Source organism: Geobacter sp. AOG1, assembly GCF_019972315.1.
Lineage (GTDB): Bacteria > Desulfobacterota > Desulfuromonadia > Geobacterales > Geobacteraceae > Geomobilimonas.
The window spans coordinates 2,028,740-2,050,981 of record NZ_BLIZ01000001.1 but is presented as its reverse complement, the minus strand read 5'-3'; the positions used below and the strand labels follow the sequence as shown (position 1 = coordinate 2,050,981).

Here is a 22,242-nt window from a genome sequence, read left to right as displayed (position 1 = left end):
GGACTCGGGACCGGTGACTGCCCGGTTCCGCTCTGGTGCGGTTACCGGTTCCCGGTTCCCGGTCACGGCTTTTTCTCCAGGAACATCTTGATCAGGTCGATAGGGACCGGGAAGATGGTGGTGGAATTCTTTTCGGCGGCGATCTCCGTCAGGGTCTGGAGGTAGCGGAGCTGGAGGGACGTCGGTTCGACTGCCAGCACCTTGGCGGCCTGGGCCAGTTTCTCCGAGGCCTGCAGTTCCCCTTCGGCGTGGATCACCTTGGCGCGCCGTTCCCGCTCCGCCTCGGCCTGCTTGGCTATGGCCCGTTGCATCTCCTGGGGGAGATCGATGTTCTTCACCTCCACATTGGCGACCTTCACCCCCCACGGCCCGGTATGCCGGTCGAGTATCTCCTGCAACTCCTTGTTGATCTTCTCCCGGTTGGCCAGAAGTTCATCCAGATCCACCTGACCGAGGACACTCCGGAGGGTGGTCTGGGAGAGCTGGCTCGTGGCGTAGAGGAAGTTTTCCACCTCGACAATCGCCTTCTGGGGTTCCATGACCCGGAAGTAGATGACCGCCGAGACCTTGACCGTCACGTTGTCGTGGGTGATGACGTCCTGGGGAGGAACGTCGAAGGCGACGGTCCGGAGCGACACCCGCACCATCCGGTCGATGCCGGGGATGATGAAGAACAGTCCCGGCCCCCGCACCCCCGCCAGCCGGCCGAGCCGGAACAGCACTCCCCGTTCGTATTCGGGGAGAATCCGCACCGCGCTGGCGGCAAACATGATGCAAAGGATGGCGACGAAGATCACCGGCACGTAATTGAAAACATCGAACATGAACAAACCTCCTTGATATGGGGGACCGGATAAAAAAGCATCCTCCCCTTCTGGGCATATTTCGAAAAGTCTTTAACCGGTCCCCTAGTCCCTGGTCCCCGCCTTCCGCACCTTGAGTCTCATCCCTTCCACCCCGTCCACCACCACCTGTTCCCCGGCGGAGATCGGCGCATCACTCCGCGCATCCCAGTATTCTCCCCGAACAAAGACCTTCCCCCCCGCAGGGGTGATATCTCCGTCCGCGGCCCCCACCTCGCCCACCAGCCCCTCCCGGCCGGTAGTCGGCTGGTTGCGGTGGGCCTGCAGGGCCTTTCTGACGGCAACGACAAAAAAACCGACCGTCGCTGCCACCGTCACCAGGATCACGCTCCAGGAAACCCGCAGGTAGGGCTCCGGAGATTCGAACAGCAGAAGCGACCCGAGCACCATGGCAATCACCCCTCCGACTGTCAGCATTCCGTGGGAAACGATCTTGATCTCGGCGATGAACAGAATCAGCGCCAGAAGGATCAGCAGCACACCGGCGTAGTTGACCGGCAGGGTCTGGAAGGCGAAAAAGGCCAGGATGAGAGATATCCCGCCGATCGCTCCGGGGAGAATGACGCCAGGATTGGAAAGCTCGAAGAAGAGGCCGAGCATGCCGATCATCAGCAGCACATAGGCCACGTTCGGGTTGCTGATGGCATTGAGTATCCGCTCCCGCATCCCCATTTCCGCCGGCATTATCGCAGCCCCCGCCAGCTTCAGCACCAGTTCCTTCCCATCCCGGCTGATGCGGCGCCCCTCCAGCTGCCTGAACAGGTCGGTGCGGTTGGCCGCAACAAGATCGATGACCCGACCCGCCAGCGCCTTGTCCGCGCTGAGAGAGATGCTGTCACGCACCATCTGCCGCGCCAGTGCCTCGTTCCGACCTCGCTTGCGGGCAATCCCCTCCACGTAGGCCTCCGCATCGTTGACAATCTTCGCCTCCATCACCTTGTCCGGTTTCTCGCCGATGCTCACCGGATGGGCGGCGCCGATGTTGGTGCCGGGCGCCATGGCGCAGACGTCGGCGGACAGGGCGATGATCGCACCGGCCGAGGCGGCCCGTGCACCGGCGGGGGCTACGAATACCGCCACCGGTACCGGACTGGCGAAGATATCCTGCACCATCGCACGCATGGCGGTATCGAGCCCGCCGGGGGTATCGAGCTCGATCAACAGCAGTCGATCCCCCTCCCGCGTCGCTTCCTGCAGGTTACGGTGCAGGAAGGCCGCTGTCACGGGGGTGATCGGATCATGGATGCCGACGACCCGTATCCTGTCCTGTTCGGCACTGAGTCCGACTGCTGAAACCAGCAGGCAGAGGATGAAAAAAATGGTGCGCCCCATGGAACCCCCGTGAACAATCCAGTTGAAAGTATACCTCCTTCCGCTCCCCGGTCAAAGGGGGTCTTGTCATTCCAGCGTAATAATGTTATGTATAACGCCTCAGGAGAGTGGATGCCATGAAAGAGCGCAGCAAAATCCTTCTCATCGACGACGAAGCGGCCAGCCGCGAGGCCCTGATCCTGCTGCTGAAGAGCAGTGACTATCAGCTGACCGGCTGCGGTTCAGGGCAGGAAGCCTTTCTGCTCCTCCAGCGTGAACGGTTCGACATCGTCATCACGGACCTTCTCCTCCCGGATACCAGCGGCATCGACATCCTGAAAAAGGTCAAGGAAGACTCCCCCCTGACCGAGGTGATCCTCATCACCGGTTATGCGTCGGCGGAAACCGCGGTGCAGGCCATGAAGGAAGGGGCCTGCGACTACATCACCAAACCGCTCAACATCGACGAACTTCGCATCATCCTCGCCAAGACGGTGGAAAAACACCAGCTCCTCACCGAGAACGTCTACCTGAAGAAACAGCTCCGCGACAAGTACGAATTCGCCAACATCGTCGGCAACTCCCCCGCCATGCAGAAGGTCTTCAATCTGATGAAACGGATTATCAAGACCGATTCCACGGTCCTGATCCTTGGCGAATCGGGGACCGGCAAGGAGGTCGTCGCCAAGGCGATCCACTTCAACGGCAGTCGGAAGGACAAACCGTTCATTGCCGTCCACTGCGGGGCGATCCCGGAAAACCTGCTGGAAAGTGAACTGTTCGGCTACGTCCGGGGGGCCTTCACCGGCGCCGCGAAGGATAAGATCGGCAAGTTCGAGGCGGCCAATCATGGCACCATCCTGCTTGACGAGATCGGCACCATGCCGATGCACCTCCAAACAAAACTGCTGCGGGTCTTGCAGGAGCAGGAAGTGGAGCGGGTCGGCTCAACCAGGCCGATCAAGATCGACGTGCGGGTGATCTCGGCGACCAACCAGGACCTGGAAGAGGAGGTTCAAAAGGGGACATTCCGGGAAGACCTCTACTACAGATTGAACGTCATTCCCCTCCACATCCCCCCTTTGCGGGAGCGGATCGAGGATATCCTGCCGCTGGTCAGGTATTTCCTTGAGAAGAACTGCCGGGAGATGAAGCGCCCCCTCATGACCATCGCGAAAAATGCCATGGAGGCACTGGAACTGTACGGCTGGCCCGGCAACGTGCGGGAACTGGAAAACGTCGTGGAGCGTACCGTCGCCCTCACGGAAGACAGTGTCATCACCCTCAACGATCTCCCCCGCAAGATATCCGAGATGGCATTGACCAAGGTCTCGGAACGGGGGGTTGACCTGGTCAAGACCATTGCCGAAATAGAAAAAATGATGATCCTCGAGGCGCTGAGCCTCACGAACGGGGTCAAGGCGAAAGCCGCAGCCATGCTCAATCTCAACCGGACGACGCTGGTGGAGAAGATGCGGCGACTGGGAATGGAACGGTAGCGAGGAGCGTTATCGACTCCCGGCTGACCGCTGCCAGGGAGCCCTCTCCCACAACGGCATCCCCTTCCTCGGCGAACTCCATAACCTCCAGTTTTGAAGCAGTTAGCTTTAAAAAAAGCCCCACAAGCCATGGGCATTTGTGGGGCTTTTTTGCATCCGGCGCAGTTTTTTACGCCGGATTTATGGCTACGATGAATGCAGAGGAAGGTCAAAGGGTGAAATAGAAAGTCGCTCCCTTTTCCGGCTCCCCCTCGGCCCAGACCCGCCCACCGTGACGCTTGATTATCCGCTCTACCGTCGCAAGGCCGATGCCGTGGCCATCAACACCTGTTCCGGGTAGACGATGGAAAGGAATGAACAGTTTGTCCGCATGCGTCATGTTGAAGCCGCTCCCGTTATCCCGGACATAATAAGCCGGCATCCCTTCGTCTTCCAGCACGCCAAATTCAATCAGCGCATCTTCCTTCTTGCTGGTGAACTTCCAGGCGTTGCTCAAGAGGTTGTCCATGACTACCTGGAGCAAATTCCTGTCTCCCTTGACGGTAATGCCTTCAGCAATACGGAGCGTGACCTTGCGGCTGGGTTCTGTCACAACCAGTCCCTTGGCTGTAGTATGAGCAATCTCGCTCAGGTCGACATGGCACCGGTAAAGTTCAGTGCGGGTGAGGGAGGCAAATTCGAGTAGAGTGCCGATGAGCTGGTTCATGCGCTGGCTACCGTCACTGATCTCTTGCAGATATTCACGACACTGGGCATCCAGGTTGTGGCTGCAGAATTCCTGGATGAACTGGCAATAAGAATAGATGACCGTCAAGGGCTTGCGTAAATCGTGGGAGACCGAGTAGTTGAACGCCTCCAGTTCCCGATTGGCATTCTCGAGTTCAACGGTCCGTGCCGCAAGGGCGTCTGCCAGGTCATTGACGGCATTGGCTGCCCTGCCCGGCTCGTCGTCGGAAACAACGTTGATCCGGGCGGATAAATCACCGCTCTGCATGGCATGAATCCCCTGTATGAGGACATTGAAAGATTTGGTTACCTGCCGGAGAACAAGGTAACAGATCAGGGAAACCGTCAGCCAGAATCCTACCGCCATGGCACATGAAATCGCGACAAGCCGGTAAGACATCAGGAGCAGGTCTTCCGTGCTCCGCTTCAGACTGACCCTTCCGATTAATGTCGGGCCAGGTTCAGTTCCTCCGCTGATGGCCGATTCAGGAGAGCTGGCCAAGGTGTCGCTACGGACCTCTACCGTTTCCTCGATTACACCGGCGTTATTTTCGCTTCTCGGTAGCCGGACATCAGTCAGTACCTTTCCATTACTCGCCGTAATCACCACCCCCCGCAATTCGGGAATCTGGTGAGTCGCTCCCTCGGCAAGCTGCTGAAGGACCGGCCGGTTCTCGGCATAGAGCGGCAGGCGGATGGTTTCGGCCAGATGTTGCGCCTGCAAGTGGAGCTGTGCGGAGATATGTGCCCGCTGATTTCTGATTTCAAACGTGATGTAGACGGTTAAAAAGATAAGTGCGATGAGCGAGGTCAGGAGGGTGAAAACACGGAAAAGTCGGTACTGAAAACTTGATCGGAAGTGTATTGGCAGCGGGTAGTGTGACATGGGTAGTCCCTCACTGTTTTGGCAGGTTACTCCGATGCATCATTAATATCAAGCTTTCCCAGGACATTCGGGTTGATCGTGTACTTCGTACCGCGTGGAGCCTGGCGGGGGATGTCGTCGATACGAACTCCACGGAGGAGAGCATTGGCCATGTCACCGGCCTGCCGTCCCATTTCGGTGGAGTTAATGTCAACTGCCGCCGCAGCGCCCAACCCCAGATAACTCGAGGCAAAGGAAACGACCGGTACCGCCTGGTGCTGGCCAAAACGGAAATAGGCCTCAACCGTTTCGCGGGTGACCGCCGTGGTATCGGGGAGCATCCAGAGGGTATCGACTTTCCCGGCCAGCGAGTCGAGCTGGGCCAGGGTCTCTCTTGGGGTCGCAACCTTGCGAACTATGAGCTTGATGCCGACCTTCTCGGCCGCCTTCTGGGCCTTGTCCAGATACCAGCCGGTCTTGTCGGGATTATGAATGACACCGACATTATGCACCTTCAACTGTTTGAACAGATTACAATATTTCTCGGGAGGGGCAAACATCGTTACGCCGGTCAGGTTGGCCTTGGCGTTGATGCCGAGCGCCACCACGGCAATCACCGGCGTCTGGGTGATCTTGCGTGTCGCAGCCAGGGCTGTGTCCCCTATGGCCAGGATCAGCCGGGGGCGCTCCTCACGCACGATCCGGACGACGTCAACGTCGACGTAGTCAGACAGCACAACCACGCGCTGCGGGGCTTTGCAGTCGCTCCGGAAGCCGTTAAACGCCTGTTCGTAGCCGGTATTGTGGCTGCTCTGAAGTACCAGGACGTCGTAGGCCTGTGCCAGGGAGGGGAGCAGGGTCGCCAGGGCGATTATGACGAAGAGAAGGCGCCGCATCAGAACCTTACCCTCACTCCGCCCTCGAACCAGCGAGGCGCATTCGGCTTGAAATCAACTATATACTGGCTGCCGTTGAAGATGTTGTTGATCGAGAAGAACAGTTCCGGAGCACTTTCATGCTTCTGGAACGGCTTCCAGTTCAGGTGCAGATTCCAGATCATTGCCGACAGATGGGGGTTTTGGTCGGCTGGCACGTTCCACTTGACGAAGTTGCCGTTCAGGGTACCCCGCAACCCCAAATCGCTGTTGTCGTAATTCAGCCCCAGCTTGAGATTCTGACGCGGCCCGCTGTTGGAACTGGTCAGCTCCGCCTTGGTGGCCTTGTCCCACGAATCGGAATACGTATAGCCACCAGACATGGAGAGGCCATACAGCGGCGAGGTGCGCAGTTCCAGTTCCGCACCCTGGCGCACCTGGTCGTGCAGGGTTACAGTTGCCGGAGTTGTGCTGAGATCAAAGTCCTGGATCTTCCAGATGTTGTTGTAGAACAGGGTGCCCTTCAGCCAGAGGTAGGGGATGGAGGTGGTTTCGAAACCGGCCTGCACGGTCTGGATGTTCTGATTACTGCGTATGCCGTTGAGAAAAGACAGATTGTTGACAACCGGCATCCCATAGCCCCTTGCGGCATAGGTCCGCAGGGTGGTGCTGTCGGTCAGCCGGTAGGTGAGGCCCAGGGAATAGCTGTAAGCGTCGTCCAGCAGGTTGGTGTGGTCAAACCGGATGCCGGGGAGGATGCTGAGACGGCCAATGGTCCAGATTCCATTGAGGTAACCGGACCAGCGGTCCATGGACATATCGAAATTGTCAACAGGGTCAAGCCAGACAAGCTCCCGACTGTGCAGGTCATTGCGCTCGTATTCGACTCCGGCGCTCAGGTTGTTATCAGAGGTGCCCCAGGTAAGCCCCAGATTCGCTCCCCGGTAAATCTCCCGGGTCGAGCCGTCTCTCCAGAGGGTTGAACTGGTCAGCTCCCCCCATTTGGCAGTCATGAAACGACGACCGCCGTAGCTGTTCAGGGTCAGGTTCAGGTCATCGGCCAGGGCATAGCGCAGATTGAGATAGCCGGATGCATAGCGGCTGTCGCTGCTGTCATGGTAATTATAGGCTATTGAATCCTCAAGGCCTGTCCGTTTGTCCCGCAGGTCAAACCCCAGGGCTATGCTCCCTTTGGTGCCCAGGTCATAGGTAAGTTTGCCAAATCCGTGATTGAAACGTACCTGGGTTCCGGGGACAAGGCCATCCGAGCGGAGATTGCCGCCAGTCAGGTAGTAGCCGAACCGGTTGACGGTGCCGCTGATCTCCCCACGGCTGTCGGCCGTATAGCTGGAGCCGATGGAGCCTGACACCATGCCGCCCGCCTTGCGCTCCGGGTCTGGCGACTTGGTGATGATATTGACAACCCCACCCAAGGCCGAGCCCCATGACGAAGAGGCAGCCCCCTTGATGATCTCGACCCGTTCGATCATCTGCACCGGGATGGCGCCGAGTTCGGCGATATTGTCTGAACTTATGAAGTTCTGGGGGACGCCGTCGATCTGGACCAGGACATGCCTGTTGGTTATCCCCTGCAGGCTGAAAAAGACCGAGTTGCCAGGGGTCTGGATCACATCGAAATGGATGCCGGGGACGGTCTGCAGCACTTCGACCAGTGTGTGGGCATTGAGGCGCTCGATGTCGGAGCTGGTGACGACGGTAACGTTTTCAGCGATGTAGGAGGTTGGCCGTGGCGGGCGGGAGGTGGTAAGCAGCTGTTCCTGACGATTATCCCCCAGGCTCAGAATGTCTGTGTTGTCATCATCACCCGCAGCGCGGACCTGACTGGGCACGAGGAAGGCTACCAATGCAACGGCGGCACATAACGCCCGGAGGCTATATAAACGGTTAATGAAAATCATGGCATTGAGTATGCATATTAATTAACAGATTACTGGTTATGTTGTCCAGAACTTAATAAGGAGGTGAGAGCCATGGAAGAAGAATTGGTCGTTCTGGAGGAAGGGGTGGAAGCGGGTGCTGTACAGAGTTGCTGTTCAGGTAATACAGCCAGAAGTGCTTAGCTTTACGAAACGTAGCGGGGAGTGATAATAGCTCCCCGCTACGTTTTTCTACCGGTTAAAGAGGCTGTTTCTGCATACAACTTGTCACCTGAAAGCAACAAACGCATTGCTGTGATATCAGTTTCACTTTCAGTTGGTTGCATTTTGTTATTTGACGTAATCACCAAGGGTCTGCCATGCACCTTTCCAGGTATCTGAAAACCTACTCCTCTCCCGAAAGACCGGGACGGATACTATTGGTCGCCACCCGACGCTGCGCGGTGCTGGAACTGTCGGAGTCCCTCTGGCAGCGGCTGGCGGATGGCGGCGAACTGTCCGACCGGGAACGGGAGACTTTTGCCCGCCTGGGGGTGCTGGTCCCGGATCGGGACGCGGAGCGGGAGGAGATGAGGGAAACCTTCGACAAGCTGAACAGCGAGAGCCGGCGCTTCAAGGGGACGGTGACTCTGACGTTGGAGTGCAACCTGGCCTGTCCCTACTGTTACGAAGAACCATTCCGGGGGCGTTTCGCGATGAACGCTGCTACCGCCGATCTGCTGGTGCAGCGACTGACCGAGCGGATGGCCGAGGGGTTGGATGTAACCGTGGATTTTTACGGCGGCGAAGCCTTGATGCGACTCGACCTGTTGCACGAGATCGCCTCACGCCTGAGGGACGTCGCCGACCGCCGTGGCGTCGGTTTTACCTTCAATATGTTTTCAAACGGGGTCCTGCTAACCCGGAGCGTGGTGGAGGAACTGCTGCCGCTCGGCCTTTCTGCCGTGCGCCTCACCATTGACGGCCCCCCCGACATCCACGATGCCCAGCGGCCGTTCGTCTCCGGCAAGGGGAGCTTTGCGACTATCATGGCCAACCTGGTCGAGGTGCACAGGCTGGTTGCCATCGACCTGGGTGGCAACTACACCCGCGACAATTACCGCCGCTTTCCGGAACTACTGGACATGATGATCGCGGCTGGCATCGAGCCTGCCCGCTTGAAAGAGGTCTCTTTTTCACCGGTTATGCCCAGGGCCGATGGCAGCGTCAGCGGCGACCGCGCCTCGACCTGCGCCTGCACCGCCGAACCATGGGCCATCGAGGCTGCGGTCTACCTGCGTGGAGAGGTGATCAAGCGGGGCTTCCCGGTGGCAAAGATCAAACCGAGCGCATGCATGATTGAGTTTGCCAATGACGTGGTGGTGGGATACGACGGTGGTCTCTATAAATGCCCGGTATTCATGGGTCAGGAGGAGCTGAAGGTTGGCACGTTGGCCAAAGGGATCTGCGATTACCGCCAATCACACAATCTTGATGTCTGGAAAAATGATGAATGCCTCGAATGCGCCTACCTGCCGCTTTGCTTCGGCGGCTGCCGCTTCTTCCGCAAGTTGCAAACAGGGGCCATCGACGGCGTGGATTGTCGTCGGGCCATGCTGGATGCGTCGCTGGAAACGTTTGTTCGCCAGGATCTGGCGGCAGGTTCACGAAAGTCTTAATTTAAAACTCAGCAGTCCCCTTTTCCGGCAGCAGACCAAACAATGGCAAACCAGCTCCTGGTCTATCCCGGCATCTCATTCGTCCAAAGTCCACTGAATTTAACTAAATATACCTCAATATAACCAGATAAGTGAGAGGTAGCCAGAAAGTGTTTGATTGGAATTATTATTATGGAGTTATTCTTATAGTGTCATCCTGCACAAGAATGTTTATTTCAGGCCTCTTTGATCTAACAAAAACGCAAAGTTCGTCGATGGTTGGATAAGCAGGGTCTGTCCCGAAGAAACGTGCGTCGTCAATAATAATTACATGCCCCATATCTGGGGCATTAAGTATGTGCTCTAATTCTTCATAGATTGGAGTGTCTTTATCCCCCTTGGCAGTTTCTCCTGATGAGAAATGGCTGTCAAGCCAAAAAAGGGCGGGCTGCTGTATACTATGTATTAAATTTTCGAGTTCGATTCCACTATTCCCGTGAATCAACTCTATGTGTTCATACTTTTTGAATCTTAGTCTTGCTTTTTCATATAACTCGTCACTTAGCTCAATCGAGTATATCCGATCAAATATATCCTTCATCTCTTCAATCATATCCCCATAATATGTTCCAGTCTCAATCAAAATCTTCAGCTTAAACTTCTTTGCGTAAGTTTTGAGTGTTAATTGTTTAATAAGGTAAGGTGGAGGAATTGGTTTTCCCTCCCTTTCCCATCTTTTTTCCCCCCACAAATCAAGCAAGGACCTCAGAGGATGGTAAAGTGGGGTTTTTTTTATGAGTTGTTTAATAAGTTGGTTCAATTGCACCACCTAAATGTATTAATTCAATAACAACTATCAATCAATATTCAATAACGGGATCAGCAGATACAGGGACGTCGTAGAAACATCCTAAAAATGTAAATGCCATAATCTACTATCTTTCTGACATGTTGTATCGTCTTGATTAAGTCTAGTCAACAATTAAATGCCCACCGTTCCTCCTGGTTGCACTGTTCCTCCAGAAAATCCTTACAGTAAATTCAATAAATCTGGGCTGCGGTCCACGGAAACTACTTGGAGGGGCTAAAGAACACCTCTGACTACTTCGGCAAAAGACTTCAGTTCGCACCGCAAGAGTAATTCGGTATTTAGATGTGCTCTGACAGAGGTGCTCGCAACTGCCCGGTCAATGCCTCGTTGGTATGCCTTATGTCAGAACTTGTAGGTTAGCCACGTCGTCACGTAGTTCACATCCTCACCGGGGCCGGTCTCTTTCAGGAAACGGCCGGCAATGAAATGGCCGTAAATCGCCGTAAACGAAAGGTGGCGATTGATATCCCACAACAATTGCGCCTGTGGCATGCTGCCAATGTAGCGGGCGTCGCTCGCCGTGCCGGAGCGGACCCGAACAATGGCACTGCTGTAAAGCCCGTCGTGGGTGCTCTCCCGCCAGAAAAAATCCCAGTCGAAGATAATGGTGAGACGGTCGGTAACGTGGAGGTCGAAGCAAGGGTTCAGGTCGATGAAGTTGACCGGACCGATAAGGCCCGCCTCGCTGAAATAGGCCCCTTTGGGGAAAAGCGGATTGAAGGACTGTAGGTCGGGGTTGGCCGGGTCCCTATCGCCACTGGCTATGTCCGCGCGCAGGCCGATGCGCGGGCGGAGTGGAAGCGCCGCAAAGGTGTAGCCGGTGTCGGAAGCGGCAGTCCAGGCAGCGATATCACCGCTGCCAAAGCTTCCCCACTGGTAGAGGAACTCAAAGTTGTAATCGAGGGGGGCAGCGGTGCGCCACAACCTGGTTCCCACCGAATGCCGCGTCTCACGGGCAGTCCCCTGATCAAAGCTCGCATTGCGGCGGAACAAGCCGATGTAGTAGAGATCAATATTCCCCTTGGGGAGGAGCTGAAAGGGGAGTACTGCATACGCCCCCCAGAGGGCCTTGGCATTATCCGGCCCGTCGTCGAAGACATGGCGGTTAGTCTGCGCCGGCTTGGTGGCAAAGCCATCTATCTGAACATCTCCCCCCCGATAGATGCCCCGGAAACCGTCGAAGCTCTGACGCACGTTTGGCCCTTCCCTCACCGAGATGATACGCTGAGTGCCATACGCCAACTCTTGCCGGCCCGAGCGCAGGGTAAACGATGAATCCCCGCCTAAATCCAGCTTCAGGTCGAGGAACGCCTGGTGCAGATCAAGCTCGTTTTCGTCAGATGTTCGTGGGCCACCTTTTCGCCCATCTTCCAGACTGCTCTGGAGCTGGCTGAAAAGGCGGACGTGCTCACCCATCTGAAGATCGCCATGCAAGAAGTAGCGTTGGAGGAGATAGCCGTGGTCCTGGGGGTTCTGTCCCCAACCGGGATGACCGAAGTATTCGTACCGCTCCCGCGCCTCCCCGCCGATGGAGATGAACCAGCCCCCGGTCTCGTCGAGCGGCACATATTTCACTGGGTCCCAGAAGTCGATACGACGTGCGGGATCGCGCAGGTAGCGATAGTCCTCGTCGGCACGGTTGAGCCGGTATGAAGGGAGTTGGAGATTTGTTCCCGGTTCGGCAGATGCAGGTGTCATCGGGATCGTCATCATCACGATGATGATGGTGCAAACATAGACACTTACGTAGCGCAATCTCATCGTCTCTCTTCCTAGGCGAGCCTCTGACGGAGATATGTCAGAGGTTATCTATTTCTTCAGCTCTTTGTCGATGGCATCGACGAAGCTGGGAAAGGAGCGGTCCTTAAGAAGTCTGCCGTTAATGTAGACCTGCGGCGTCCCACGGATATCAAGTTCTCTCGCGTCGTTAATGTCCCTGTTGATCAGCTCTTCAATGGCGAGGTCCTGCATTTTTTTCCTGAACTGTTCCACATCCAACTTCAGTAATACGGCGATCTCTGTAATCATCGCGTCTTTGAGGCCCCCCTGATTTTCGAACAGCTTGTCGTGAAATTCCCAGAACTTCTTCTGGTCGTCCGCTGCCAAAGCGGCTATTGCGGCCTTAAGGGAGAACTCGCGGTAATGGGGAAGAAACTTGTGGACCAGCTTCACATCCTTGGGATACCTCTCCAGCACCTGCTGGAGTGACGGCTCGAGCCGTTTGCAGACCGGTCAGAGGTAGTCTGAAAATACCACGACAGTAACCGGCGCGTTCGCCGGCCCCTTGAAGGGATGACCCGAAATGTCGATGCTCACTCGTGGCACTACCTGTTCCGCAGCCGTGCCCAATGTGGCGCACAACATAGTCATCAGGAACACCGTTAATGCCAGGATCAAGGGTTTTTTCATGGTTAAGCCTCCTTTTGTAGTTATCAAGCAACTTTCCAGCCTATTTTATGTAGCATCTTCCGGCGGCTATCAATGCAGAAGCCTCATTTCTGCCGCGATGTGGTCTCTATTCGCACCTCTCCTGTCAGGGTGCGATGCACCGGGCATCGCCCAGCAATCTCCAGTAAGCGCTGCCGTTGCGCGTCGTTCAACTCACCGTGGAATTCCAGTTCCCGTTCGATCCTGTCGATCTGCCGTTCCTTCTCATCGCAGTCGCGGCAGTCTTCGGCGTGGATCTTTTGGTGAGAGAGACGCACCACCACGTCCTCCAGTGGCCATCCCTTGTTGCGTGCATACAACCGAAGAGTCATGCCGGTGCAGGCGCCGAGAGCGGCCAACAGATACTCGTATGGGGAAGGCCCCTCGTTGCCGCCACCGTATTCCACGGGCTCATCGGCTACAAGAGGGAAACCGTCAGCGAACAGTTCGGTACGAAAGCCGTCTGCCGTGGTTCGTGCCGTAACCCGGTTATCGATAACCTCCGGTGGGGTACGGGAAGGAGCCGACGTATCGGGAAGCTCAAGGTAGCGACCGGCCCAGGTAGCGATGATTTCACCTGCATAGCGGGAGTCCCGGGTATCGGAAAGAAGATGGTCGGCCGAGTCAAGGGAGATGAAGCTCTTGGGGTGAGGAGCGGCCCGGTAGATGTCGGCGGCGTTTTCAATCCCCACCACCTGGTCGCGGGGTGAGTGCATCACCAAAAGCGCCGCCTTGAGCCGACGCAGCGTCTCTGCCGGTTGCTGGGACTCCAGGTCGTCCAGCAGACTCTTGCGGATGGTGAACTCGCGGCCACTGATGCTGACAGTGGCTTGACCAGACTGCTCGATCTGTTCCATCGTCACTCCCAGCAGCCTTCGCACGTTGGCTGGGTCGAACGGGGCGGCGATGGTGACTACGGCGGTCGTCGAGGGAATATCCGCGGCGGCGGCCAACACAGCCGCACCACCCAAGGAATGGCCGATGAGCAGCCGGGGGGACACATATTCACGCTCCAGAAAGCGGGCAGCCGCGACCAGATCACTCACCTCGGAGGAAAAGGTCGTCGCGGAGAAGTCCCCCTCGCTCTCCCCCAGGCCGGTAAAGTCAAAGCGCAACACGGCGATGCGCTTGCTGCTCAAGGCACGCGAAATATTCACCACCGCCTTGAGGTCCTTGGAGCAGGTGAAGCAGTGAGCAAACAGGGCATAGGCCAGCGGCTGTTCGTCTTCGGGCAGTTCCAGCCTGGCGGCAATCCGTTCCCCCTGGGCATTGGGGAAAGTTATTCTCTTTGTGTTCATCAATACCCCCTGTGCTCAGGCCCGTGAAACGTTATGATTTTTCGATACCCGCTGCCAGCTCTTCGGCCAACGTGCGCAGGGAGGCGGACTCTTCCAGTCCGTCCAGAAACCGTTGTGGAATCCGCGAAAGACCGACCTGAGCGCCGACAAGGGCACCGGTCAGAATAGCGCGTGCCTGATTCTGCCCGCCCCCATTGACAGCATGCAGCAAAGCTGATTCGAGATCGTCATGAAAACGGGCCGCCAGGTAATAGGCCGCCGGTAACTGGTGATAGATGGCGCATGGCATACCGTAAACGATCGACACCTTCCAGGCCGGTTCAATGCGAATGTCCGGATCTACTGAAGCGGCAGCCATGTATGATGGAGTCAGCAGTGCATCAGGAGAGGCAAACCTCCCGGCGCGAGGCGGGTCAGGATCACCGGGGCGCGGTGGCTGTAGATTGTCGCTGGTAACAGCGTGGAAAGGAAGTTCTCCGTCATGCACCAGTTTCATTAACGTGCCGGACAACTTGGCATCCAGAGTGTGCCCCTGAACCAGCAACCCCAAAACTGATCCAAAGGCAACAGTCATTGACACCACCGTATCATCGTTCTGGGTCAGGATGGTGTTACTGGTGATGGTGCTGGCCAATCGGGAAGGGTCGAGAGCATAACGCACCGCCAAGGCCAACGTGCGTTCGATTGCCTCTGTTGTGTCAGCGTGGCCTCCGGTCTGCCCCCAGGGCAGTTTCTGCTGTACCCTTCGTTGCCACAAGTCGCGAATCGACTGACTGGTATAGCCGCCAGGTCCGTTTATGGGGGTGCCGTCCAGTAATGGCAACAATTCTTCATCCATACGTCGACAAAAGTCCACTTCATCATACTGTCCGCACACAACCAGTGAACTGAGCGTTAACTTCAGGATAAAACCGGCCTGGGAAAGTTGTCCGGCCTTTAGCCCGGCGTGGTAGCGTCCCGGCTGAGGATCGGTATAGCCGTTGATCCACTCGCCGTAGTCGCGGTGCAACTCGGCAAGATCGTAATACCAATGCGGCCCAAGTCCCAGGGCATCGCCGATAAAGGCGCCCATGATTGCACCGGCTGCGCGGTCCTTGATGGTTGTGTCTGACATTGTGGCCTCCTGCTTCTCCCGATCAGTGAAGAAGATCAGAGAGAAATTTATGTGTATTAACTTCACTTATTTACTAAGGAACATGCTGACTACTCGACATCGTTTCTTCCATGTTTCACGGCAGCAATGATGTGCGTCGTGCCGCGTACTTGTCATTGTACAGATTGGGATTTTGCCAGCCGGGATTGAAGGCGCTGACAAGCGCATCGTGGCCCCGGATCAGTTTTGCAAGGGACAAGAAATCATTAACGTCACCGGCTTGGGCAACAAGCCCTTCCTGTTCAGGAAGCTTCTCTGGATGGTGGACGATGGCAGTTACACTGTGCCCTCGACGAAGTGCTTCGTCAAGCAGCACTGAACCGACAAATCCGGTCGCACCCAACAGCACTATTTTCATGTCATGCTCCTATCTCGCGGTCGTGACGCATACAGGCAAATTGAATTCATCTAAGGAATATTCAATGCATCTTCGTGCCATCATCTTCCCCGTCTTGAGGCCCCTGCGTTTCCTCGGCAGGCTGTTTGAGACTCCGGGCAACGGGGAGCTGCCAACCGTGGCGGATGGCCATGAACCTGAGCCCGAAACAAAGGGCCGCGCCCACGACAGGTGCCGTGGTGGGCGGAAGTCGCAGCATGTCACCGCTTACAACCACGGCCGCACCAGCCAAAGCGGCAACGGCATAAAGCTCGGATCGCAAGACCACCGGAATCTCAGTCAACAGCACGTCACGCGCCATACCTCCACCGATCCCCGTCAACATGCCAAGAAGTGCCGCCATAACCGGATTGAGGCCGTAGGAGAGAGCCTTATGCGTTCCGGCGACCGCGAAGAGTCCTAATCCCGCAGCATCGAAGATGAGAACGGGGTTCTTCAACCGATTGATGGCAGGATGCCAGTAAAAGGTGATAATACCGGCAACTAGCGACACTACCAGATAACGCCAGTTACTGATTGCCGCCGGCGGTACCGCTCCGATCAGGAGGTCGCGGGTAATTCCGCCGAAAGTGGCTGCTGCAAAGGACAGTACCAGCACGCCGAAGAGATCAAGCCGGCGCCGGACCGCCGCCATAGCTCCGCTGAGCGCAAAGACAAAAGTACCGACAAGATCGAGCACCAGCACGAGCCGGTCCACCGTTAGTTCCTTTTTCACCATCATAAACCCAGCGGGTTCCATGACACCTCCAGCTCAGTTCGCGGTCTTCCCGGGCGGAACAGTCTTGAGGATGGCAATCATCGCAACGATCACCATGAAGACATTGAACAGCAGGGCAATCGCAGCGGCATAGCGTACCTGGATGTTGTCGGTACGGCCGACGAAGAAACCTTCCCCGTATATCACTTGTCCGGCACTGAGCCCGGTGAACAGTGCTGCCGAAATCGCCACACCGAATGCTGCGCCAAGCGACGAGGCCATTTTGTAGATGCCGGCCGCGGAACCTACCTGGTTCTGGGGGACGTTTGACAGCGCAGCGTCGGTGGAGGGGGTTGCGTAGAAGCCCAGACCGATGCCGTAAAGAGTGAACCCGACAACAGTCACGATCATGTACTGCCAGGCATAGAGAAATGTCGCACATGTGAGCAGGATGCCAAGCGTTGTTATGCCGCACCTTATAGAGACTGCAATCGCCATCCAGAAGATCCACCGCCAGCCGATCGTCGAGACAATGACACCGCCGAACAGGGAGCAGAGTCCGGAGCCACCCCACGAACCGATGGACCAGTAACTGACTGCCCTTTGGCGCTGCGCACCGTCGTAGTATGCTTTCAGTAGGGCCAGGGTAGAGGGCATGATGCATGCTGCCGAAAGACCCTGGATGATACGGCCTGCCATGAGAAAAACGATGGTTCCCGATGGCGAAACAGCAATGAGCAGAGAACCGATCATGCTGAGAACGACACCGGTCAGCGCGATCTTCACACGCCCGAAGCGGTCAGCGAGCCCCCCCATAACCACAATGAAAATACCGGAGAATAGGGCCGTGATGCTTACCGCAATGTTGCTCCAGCTCTCGTCGATGCCGAGATCAGAGCGCATGTCGGGAGCTATGTTGAGAGTCGTCTGGGCAAAGAGCCAGAAGGTAACGACAGCCAAGACGATGCCGAACAGGAGCTTGTCATTCCCTTGGTAAGAGCCGGGTGCCAGAGCACCCCCTGTAATTGCCGCACTGTTGTTATTGGTAGTCATGCTGATTCCCTCTGATCTATTTGGCCAACCAGACACCAGCAGCAGTCAACATGGTTTCAATGCCGGTTTGTAATGTAGGATGCAGGGTGGGCGCCCAAAAGGGTGAATGCGGACCGGGCAGTTGCGCCACCGTCCCCTCTTGCACCGCTTTATCGTACTTCTCGGGCGCGCAACCGCCGACGAACCAGTATGTATAGGGGGAATTCCAGGCATTCCCGAAACGGCCGAAGTCCTCGCTGGCCCCCTGGGATGGTATATCGATAAACTGCTCGCCAAACTGGTCGCGAAACGCGTCGATAACCTTTTTCGCCATCTCGGTATCGTTGACGGTCAGAGGATAATTGTTGATTTCTTCGAACTCCGGATCTTTCGGTGCATTCGATGCGCGGGCCTCGGCGATGCAGATCCGCTTGATTGCAGCCAGCACGTGATCGCGAACGGCTTCGTCCGTGGTCCGCACATTCAGCTTGAGATATGCCTCGGCGGGAATAATGTTTTCCGCAGTGCCGGCATGAAATTCGCCCACCGTCACCACGCCCTGTGCCTGGGGGGAAATCTCGCGGCTGACGATGGTTTGCAGGCGCAGTACAGCCGAGGCGGCCATCACGATCGGATCGATTCCGTTTTGTGGCATACCGCCGTGCGCTCCTTTGCCGAAAAAGCGCACCAAAAAGCTATCGCCAGACGTCAGTACTTGCCCGGAGTGGCAGCCCACTGTGCCGGCGCGATACTGTAGCAGATGCTGACCCATGATGACGTCAGGCTTAGGGAAACGCTGGGTAAAACCGTCATCGAGCATGGCCTGCGAACCCTGGGCGGTCTCTTCCGCCGGTTGGAACACCGCCATGAGCGTGCCGTGCCAGGTTTCGCGCGCCAGCGACAATACCATGGCGGCACCGAGCAGCCACGAGGTGTGCATATCATGCCCGCAGGAATGCGCCACCGGCACAGTCTCACCTTTGGCGTTGACGCCTTCTTTGGTGCTGGCGTAAGACTCTCCGGTATCTTCCTTCATCGGCAAAGCGTCCATATCTGCACGCAACATGACCGTGGGACCGTCGCCATTTTTCATGATGCCAACCACCCCGGTTTTGCCAACCTTTTCCGTCACTTCGTAACCAGCTTCGCGCAACTTCTGCGCTACGATGCCAGCGGTACGCGTCTCTTGCAGAGACAGTTCGGGATTCTGATGGAGATCTTTATATGTGGCCTCAACCATCGGCAGCACATGTTTGACCTCACCAAGAAGACGACTTACGAAGGCACACATCATCATTTCCCTTTTTTCTGTAAGATCCCGTCAGCGAATATACGAATCGTGACTTCGTCACCGATCTCAGGGCCAATATCCATCAGTTTGTTGTAGTTGATATGGAAGTCCCTTCGATTTATTACACCCGTGAGTTGAATCGCCGCGCGCTGGTTTCCCCAGGGATCGGTTACTACCCCGGTGTATTTGCCATCCAGGGTTACTTCCTTTGTGACATCCTTGATCGTAAGGTCCCCCACGACCTTACAAGAATCAGGCGTGCCCCTGAACGACTTCGCAACAAATGTCATGATCGGGTATTTTGAGACCTCAAAGAAATTCTTTGACCGCAAATCATCGTCCCGCTGCTTTACGCCCGTGTCGATCGACTCGATTTGAATTGTGACGTTCGCTTTTGATGCGGAAAACGGGTCGCCCAAAGTAAAGTCGCCCTTAACATCGTTGAATCGACCTTCGACATGGGTAATTACAAAATGAGGAACGATAAACGACACTCGGGTGTGAACGGTGTCTATTTCATATGTTCCGGGCGCGTATTTCATCTCGGCAAATGCGACGCTTGTCCACGCAACCACGATGGTGATCAGGGCTGCACTTAACAATAGGGCCATCGGTTTAGTTGATTTCATTATCATTGCAGTCATTGTCACTTACCTCTCTTGGTTAGTGTTGGTTGTGACCCAGTTAGCGAAGAGCCGAAGAGTGGTACTGAAATTGCGCTCATTGGACCTCCGCTCAGAACGCTAGGCAATCGCAGCCAAAGCCCCAGAAGTCACTGTAACGGGGAGCGGCCGCTTTGCAGCCGACCTGAAGTAGGTGGCCAGCATGTTGGCAGCCGTGCGAGTGGCACTCGGCGGTGTGCTGGTGCCGGGGGACAGGTACGCCGGCGCGAGCGGCTTTGCGAACGTCCAACGGCGCACCGTACCCACCATAAACCTTCACGGGTGACCATTCCGGCAACACGGGCAGCGGGGTCGGGTCAAGATTACCAAATTCCCCGGCGCCGTAGACGACCTTGCCCCCAACAATGGTTAGGACCGACTCGATCCCCTTGATCTTCTCTTCCGGCACCGTGAAGTAATCTTCGGTCAGCGCGGTTACATCCGCCAGCTGGCCGACGGCGATGGTCCCCTTCTTGCCGGTTTCACCCGAAAACCAGCTGCTCCCCTGGGTATAGAGCCGCAGCGCCTCCTCCCGGCTGAGGCGGTTTGCTTCCGAATACAGCGAGGCACCGCCGATGGTCTTCCCGGCCACCAGCCAGTACAAGGCAAGCCAGGGGTTGTAGCTGGAGACACGGGTGGCATCGGTGCCCGCTCCCACGGGGATGCCGAGATCGAGCATCTTTCGCACCGGAGGAGTCCGCTCCGCCGCCTGCTTCCCATAGCGGTCAAGAAAATACTCCCCCTGGAAGGCCATGCGGTTCTGGATGGCGATGCCCCCCCCCAACGCCTTGACCCGCCCGAGGCTGCGGTCGGAGATGGTTTCGCAGTGATCGAAGAACCAGCTTGTATCGCCGAAGGGGATGTCGCGGTTCACCTCTTCGAAAACGTTCAACATGCGGGAGATGCTTTCGTCATAGGTCGCGTGAATGCGGAACGGCCATTTATTGGCAGCCAAGAGCGTAACTACCTCTTTCAGCTCCTTTTCCAGGTTGGACGGGAGGTCGGGACGGGGTTCCAGGAAATCTTCGAAATCCGCCGCCGAGTAAACCAGCATCTCCCCGGCGCCGTTGCAGCGGTAGAAATCGTCACCCCTGCCAGGCGCGGTCAGCTTCATGCAGCGCAGGAAATCCTCTTTTTCCTCCTTGGGCCGTTGCGTGAAAATGTTGTACGCCATGCGCACGGTCATTTCGTCCCGCTTATGCAGCTCCTCCACGATCGCGTAGTCATCGGGATAGATCTGCGATCCGCCCCCCGCGTCCACCAGGCTGGTGAGACCGAGGCGATTCAGTTCGCGCATGAAGTGACGCGAGGAATTCATCTGATGTTCGGGAGGCAGCTTTGGTTGCTTGCCGACGGTGGCGTACAGAATGCCGGCATTGGGACGGGCGATGAGAAGCCCGGTGGGATTACCGTGGATATCGCGCTGGATTTCCCCGGCAGGCGGATTCGGAGTGTCTTTCGTATAGCCACAGGCCCGCAGCGCAGCCTTGTTCAACATTCCACGGCAATAGAGGTGCAGGACAAAGACCGGCGTATCGGGAGAGATGGCGTTGATCTCATCGAGGGTGGGCATGCGCCGCTCGGCGAATTGAAATTCGCTCCAGCCGCCGATGACCCGAACCCATTGGCCGGGAGGCGTGCGTTGCACCTGCTCTTTCAGCATGCGCAGGCCGTCGGAGAGAGAGGGAACGCCGTCCCAGCGCAGCTCCAGATTGTAGCTGAGGCCTCCACGGATGACATGCATGTGTGAATCGTTGAGTCCGGGGATGACTCGCCGCCCCTTGAGGTCGATCCGTTTGGTTCTGTCGGTGGCGGTGTTGAGGAGTTCTTCTCCCCCGATGGCGGATATGCGTCCCCCGGTCATGGCAACGGCCGAAGTCTGGGGCTGGGCGCTATCGAGGGTGGTGATCTTTCCGTTATACAAAATCAGGTCGGATGCGTTCATAGTGCTGCCTCCCGGTCCCGTTTCCCAGGGCTGTTATGTCGTCAACGACCAGCACCTTTCCTGCTGGGAGGTGCGCCGTGCACCATGGTGTAGGCGTACTCCACCCCCTGGCCGTAGGCGCCGCAGTGTTCCTTGACTACCTCGATAACGGCGTCATAGGTGTCCTTGCGCGCCCAGTCACGCTGGTATTCAAGGAGGGTCTGCAGCGCTGTCATCGGCACGGCACCCGCCTGCTCGACGCGGCGCATGGCGGCGTTATGGGCGGTGACGCTGGTCCCTCCCGAAGCGTCTTCCACGGCATAGACATCATAGCCGGCCTTGAGTGCCTCCAAGGCCGGGAATGCCAGGCAGACTTCGGTCCAGAGGGCCGCCATGACCAGCTTCTTCCGCCCGGTAGCTTTCACTGCCGCCACGAATTTCGCGTCCTCCCACGAGTTCATGGAGCTTCGTTCCACCGGTTCCTGGTTGGGAAAGATGTCGAGGATCTGCGGCCACATGTTGCCGGAGAAACCTTTCGACTCCACCGTGGTGAGGATTGTCGGCACGTTGAAGATCTTGGCCGCCTTGGCCAGGAGCATGACGTTGTTGAAGAGGGTCTGCCGGTCGATGCTGGCAACACCGAAGACCATCTGGGGTTGAAAGTCGATGAGGACAAGGGCTGAGTTCTGCGGATTGAGCAATTCCGTATAGTTCATGAGGTGATTCCTTCCTTAAGAATTTGACACCTTTCAGAAGTGTACTTTTGCAATTCATAAATTCAATTGGCTATTTTCGTGACCAGCCCTAGCCATAAGT

19 protein-coding genes and 1 pseudogene are annotated in these 22,242 nt (G+C 56.7%); 2 read left to right on the top strand and 18 right to left on the bottom strand.

All coding sequences use genetic code 11. The features are described 5' to 3' along the window. Window positions 1-62: 62 nt before the first annotated feature. Entirely contained in the window at window positions 63-824 is a 762-nt protein-coding gene (locus LDN04_RS09485; RefSeq protein WP_223909253.1) for a slipin family protein, read from the bottom strand. A gap of 84 nt (window positions 825-908) precedes the next feature. Continuing rightward, complete coding sequence (locus tag LDN04_RS09480) at window positions 909-2,195, bottom strand: nodulation protein NfeD (RefSeq protein WP_223909250.1); 1,287 nt, start codon at window positions 2,193-2,195, stop codon at window positions 909-911. 116 nt (window positions 2,196-2,311) lie between these two features. On the opposite strand from LDN04_RS09480, the gene LDN04_RS09475 reads away from it, so the two are divergent. Further along, complete coding sequence (locus LDN04_RS09475; RefSeq protein WP_223909248.1) at window positions 2,312-3,673, top strand: sigma-54 dependent transcriptional regulator; 1,362 nt, start codon at window positions 2,312-2,314, stop codon at window positions 3,671-3,673. Window positions 3,674-3,881: 208 nt separating this feature from the next. Here the strand turns inward: LDN04_RS09475 and LDN04_RS09470 are convergent, their stop codons facing one another. The 3 genes from LDN04_RS09470 to LDN04_RS09460 are packed head-to-tail and all read right to left on the bottom strand — an operon-like array spanning window position 3,882 to window position 7,989. Further along, on the bottom strand, window positions 3,882-5,285 hold the full coding sequence (locus LDN04_RS09470; protein ID WP_223909245.1) for an ATP-binding protein: 1,404 nt from the start codon (window positions 5,283-5,285) through the stop codon (window positions 3,882-3,884). Window positions 5,286-5,311: 26 nt separating this feature from the next. Continuing rightward, entirely contained in the window at window positions 5,312-6,160 is an 849-nt protein-coding gene (locus tag LDN04_RS09465; protein ID WP_223909243.1) for an ABC transporter substrate-binding protein, read from the bottom strand. Continuing rightward, on the bottom strand, window positions 6,160-7,989 hold the full coding sequence (locus tag LDN04_RS09460) for a TonB-dependent siderophore receptor (protein ID WP_223909241.1): 1,830 nt from the start codon (window positions 7,987-7,989) through the stop codon (window positions 6,160-6,162). The genes LDN04_RS09465 and LDN04_RS09460 overlap by 1 nt, the downstream gene beginning before the upstream one ends. A gap of 407 nt (window positions 7,990-8,396) precedes the next feature. On the opposite strand from LDN04_RS09460, the gene gptM reads away from it, so the two are divergent. Continuing rightward, window positions 8,397-9,695, top strand: a complete 1,299-nt coding sequence (gene gptM / locus LDN04_RS09455; RefSeq protein ID WP_223909239.1) for a geopeptide radical SAM maturase — start codon at window positions 8,397-8,399, stop codon at window positions 9,693-9,695. 169 nt (window positions 9,696-9,864) lie between these two features. Here the strand turns inward: gptM and LDN04_RS09450 are convergent, their stop codons facing one another. From LDN04_RS09450 to LDN04_RS09390, 13 genes and pseudogenes are all read right to left on the bottom strand, one after another. Then, window positions 9,865-10,494 carry a hypothetical protein gene (locus tag LDN04_RS09450; protein ID WP_223909236.1) on the bottom strand — a complete coding sequence of 210 codons (630 nt, stop codon included), beginning with the start codon at window positions 10,492-10,494 and terminating at the stop codon, window positions 9,865-9,867. Between the two features lie 393 nt (window positions 10,495-10,887). Further along, window positions 10,888-12,306, bottom strand: a complete 1,419-nt coding sequence (locus LDN04_RS09445; protein WP_223909233.1) for an alginate export family protein — start codon at window positions 12,304-12,306, stop codon at window positions 10,888-10,890. A 48-nt stretch (window positions 12,307-12,354) separates the two neighbouring features. Continuing rightward, window positions 12,355-12,765, bottom strand: a pseudogene (locus LDN04_RS09440) (DsbA family protein); the annotation flags it as partial. Window positions 12,766-12,777: 12 nt separating this feature from the next. Next, window positions 12,778-12,954, bottom strand: a complete 177-nt coding sequence (locus tag LDN04_RS09435; RefSeq protein WP_223909228.1) for a hypothetical protein — start codon at window positions 12,952-12,954, stop codon at window positions 12,778-12,780. Window positions 12,955-13,037: 83 nt separating this feature from the next. Continuing rightward, on the bottom strand, window positions 13,038-14,270 hold the full coding sequence (locus LDN04_RS09430) for a bifunctional alpha/beta hydrolase/OsmC family protein (protein WP_223909225.1): 1,233 nt from the start codon (window positions 14,268-14,270) through the stop codon (window positions 13,038-13,040). Window positions 14,271-14,301: 31 nt separating this feature from the next. Next, on the bottom strand, window positions 14,302-15,384 hold the full coding sequence (locus LDN04_RS09425) for an ADP-ribosylglycohydrolase family protein (protein WP_223909222.1): 1,083 nt from the start codon (window positions 15,382-15,384) through the stop codon (window positions 14,302-14,304). A 115-nt stretch (window positions 15,385-15,499) separates the two neighbouring features. Then, window positions 15,500-15,781, bottom strand: a complete 282-nt coding sequence (locus LDN04_RS09420) for an NAD(P)-dependent oxidoreductase (protein ID WP_223909219.1) — start codon at window positions 15,779-15,781, stop codon at window positions 15,500-15,502. Window positions 15,782-15,842: 61 nt separating this feature from the next. Then, window positions 15,843-16,559, bottom strand: coding sequence for a trimeric intracellular cation channel family protein (locus LDN04_RS09415; RefSeq protein ID WP_223909215.1), 717 nt, complete (start codon window positions 16,557-16,559; stop codon window positions 15,843-15,845). A 12-nt stretch (window positions 16,560-16,571) separates the two neighbouring features. Then, the gene (locus LDN04_RS09410) at window positions 16,572-17,570 is read right to left on the bottom strand and encodes an MFS transporter (protein ID WP_223909213.1); all 999 of its coding nucleotides are present in this window, start codon (window positions 17,568-17,570) and stop codon (window positions 16,572-16,574) included. 16 nt (window positions 17,571-17,586) lie between these two features. Then, a complete protein-coding gene (locus LDN04_RS09405) occupies window positions 17,587-18,840 on the bottom strand; it encodes an amidohydrolase (protein WP_374045168.1) in 1,254 nt (417 codons plus the stop codon). Between the two features lie 2 nt (window positions 18,841-18,842). Then, window positions 18,843-19,469 (bottom strand): YceI family protein, encoded by a 627-nt coding sequence (locus LDN04_RS09400; protein WP_223909207.1) that lies wholly within the window; start codon window positions 19,467-19,469, stop codon window positions 18,843-18,845. Between the two features lie 106 nt (window positions 19,470-19,575). Continuing rightward, window positions 19,576-21,447 carry an amidohydrolase gene (locus tag LDN04_RS09395; protein ID WP_223909204.1) on the bottom strand — a complete coding sequence of 624 codons (1,872 nt, stop codon included), beginning with the start codon at window positions 21,445-21,447 and terminating at the stop codon, window positions 19,576-19,578. A gap of 41 nt (window positions 21,448-21,488) precedes the next feature. Continuing rightward, window positions 21,489-22,142: a hydrolase gene (locus LDN04_RS09390; protein ID WP_223909202.1), complete on the bottom strand. Its 654-nt coding sequence runs from the start codon at window positions 22,140-22,142 to the stop codon at window positions 21,489-21,491. Between the last annotated feature and the right edge of the window lie 100 nt (window positions 22,143-22,242).

What these genes read in the sequence shown, in the direction of transcription:
- LDN04_RS09485 (WP_223909253.1), bottom strand. Translation starts at nt 824, where the DNA reads ATGTTCGATGTTTTCAATTACGTGCCGGTGATCTTCGTCGCCATCCTT.
- LDN04_RS09480 (WP_223909250.1), bottom strand. Translation starts at nt 2,195, where the DNA reads ATGGGGCGCACCATTTTTTTCATCCTCTGCCTGCTGGTTTCAGCAGTC.
- LDN04_RS09475 (WP_223909248.1), top strand. Translation starts at nt 2,312, where the DNA reads ATGAAAGAGCGCAGCAAAATCCTTCTCATCGACGACGAAGCGGCCAGC.
- LDN04_RS09470 (WP_223909245.1), bottom strand. Translation starts at nt 5,285, where the DNA reads ATGTCACACTACCCGCTGCCAATACACTTCCGATCAAGTTTTCAGTAC.
- LDN04_RS09465 (WP_223909243.1), bottom strand. Translation starts at nt 6,160, where the DNA reads ATGCGGCGCCTTCTCTTCGTCATAATCGCCCTGGCGACCCTGCTCCCC.
- gptM (WP_223909239.1), top strand. Translation starts at nt 8,397, where the DNA reads ATGCACCTTTCCAGGTATCTGAAAACCTACTCCTCTCCCGAAAGACCG.
- LDN04_RS09445 (WP_223909233.1), bottom strand. Translation starts at nt 12,306, where the DNA reads ATGAGATTGCGCTACGTAAGTGTCTATGTTTGCACCATCATCATCGTG.
- LDN04_RS09435 (WP_223909228.1), bottom strand. Translation starts at nt 12,954, where the DNA reads ATGAAAAAACCCTTGATCCTGGCATTAACGGTGTTCCTGATGACTATG.
- LDN04_RS09430 (WP_223909225.1), bottom strand. Translation starts at nt 14,270, where the DNA reads ATGAACACAAAGAGAATAACTTTCCCCAATGCCCAGGGGGAACGGATT.
- LDN04_RS09425 (WP_223909222.1), bottom strand. Translation starts at nt 15,384, where the DNA reads ATGTCAGACACAACCATCAAGGACCGCGCAGCCGGTGCAATCATGGGC.
- LDN04_RS09420 (WP_223909219.1), bottom strand. Translation starts at nt 15,781, where the DNA reads ATGAAAATAGTGCTGTTGGGTGCGACCGGATTTGTCGGTTCAGTGCTG.
- LDN04_RS09415 (WP_223909215.1), bottom strand. Translation starts at nt 16,559, where the DNA reads ATGGAACCCGCTGGGTTTATGATGGTGAAAAAGGAACTAACGGTGGAC.
- LDN04_RS09410 (WP_223909213.1), bottom strand. Translation starts at nt 17,570, where the DNA reads ATGACTACCAATAACAACAGTGCGGCAATTACAGGGGGTGCTCTGGCA.
- LDN04_RS09405 (WP_374045168.1), bottom strand. Translation starts at nt 18,840, where the DNA reads ATGTGTGCCTTCGTAAGTCGTCTTCTTGGTGAGGTCAAACATGTGCTG.
- LDN04_RS09400 (WP_223909207.1), bottom strand. Translation starts at nt 19,469, where the DNA reads ATGAAATCAACTAAACCGATGGCCCTATTGTTAAGTGCAGCCCTGATC.
- LDN04_RS09395 (WP_223909204.1), bottom strand. Translation starts at nt 21,447, where the DNA reads ATGAACGCATCCGACCTGATTTTGTATAACGGAAAGATCACCACCCTC.
- LDN04_RS09390 (WP_223909202.1), bottom strand. Translation starts at nt 22,142, where the DNA reads ATGAACTATACGGAATTGCTCAATCCGCAGAACTCAGCCCTTGTCCTC.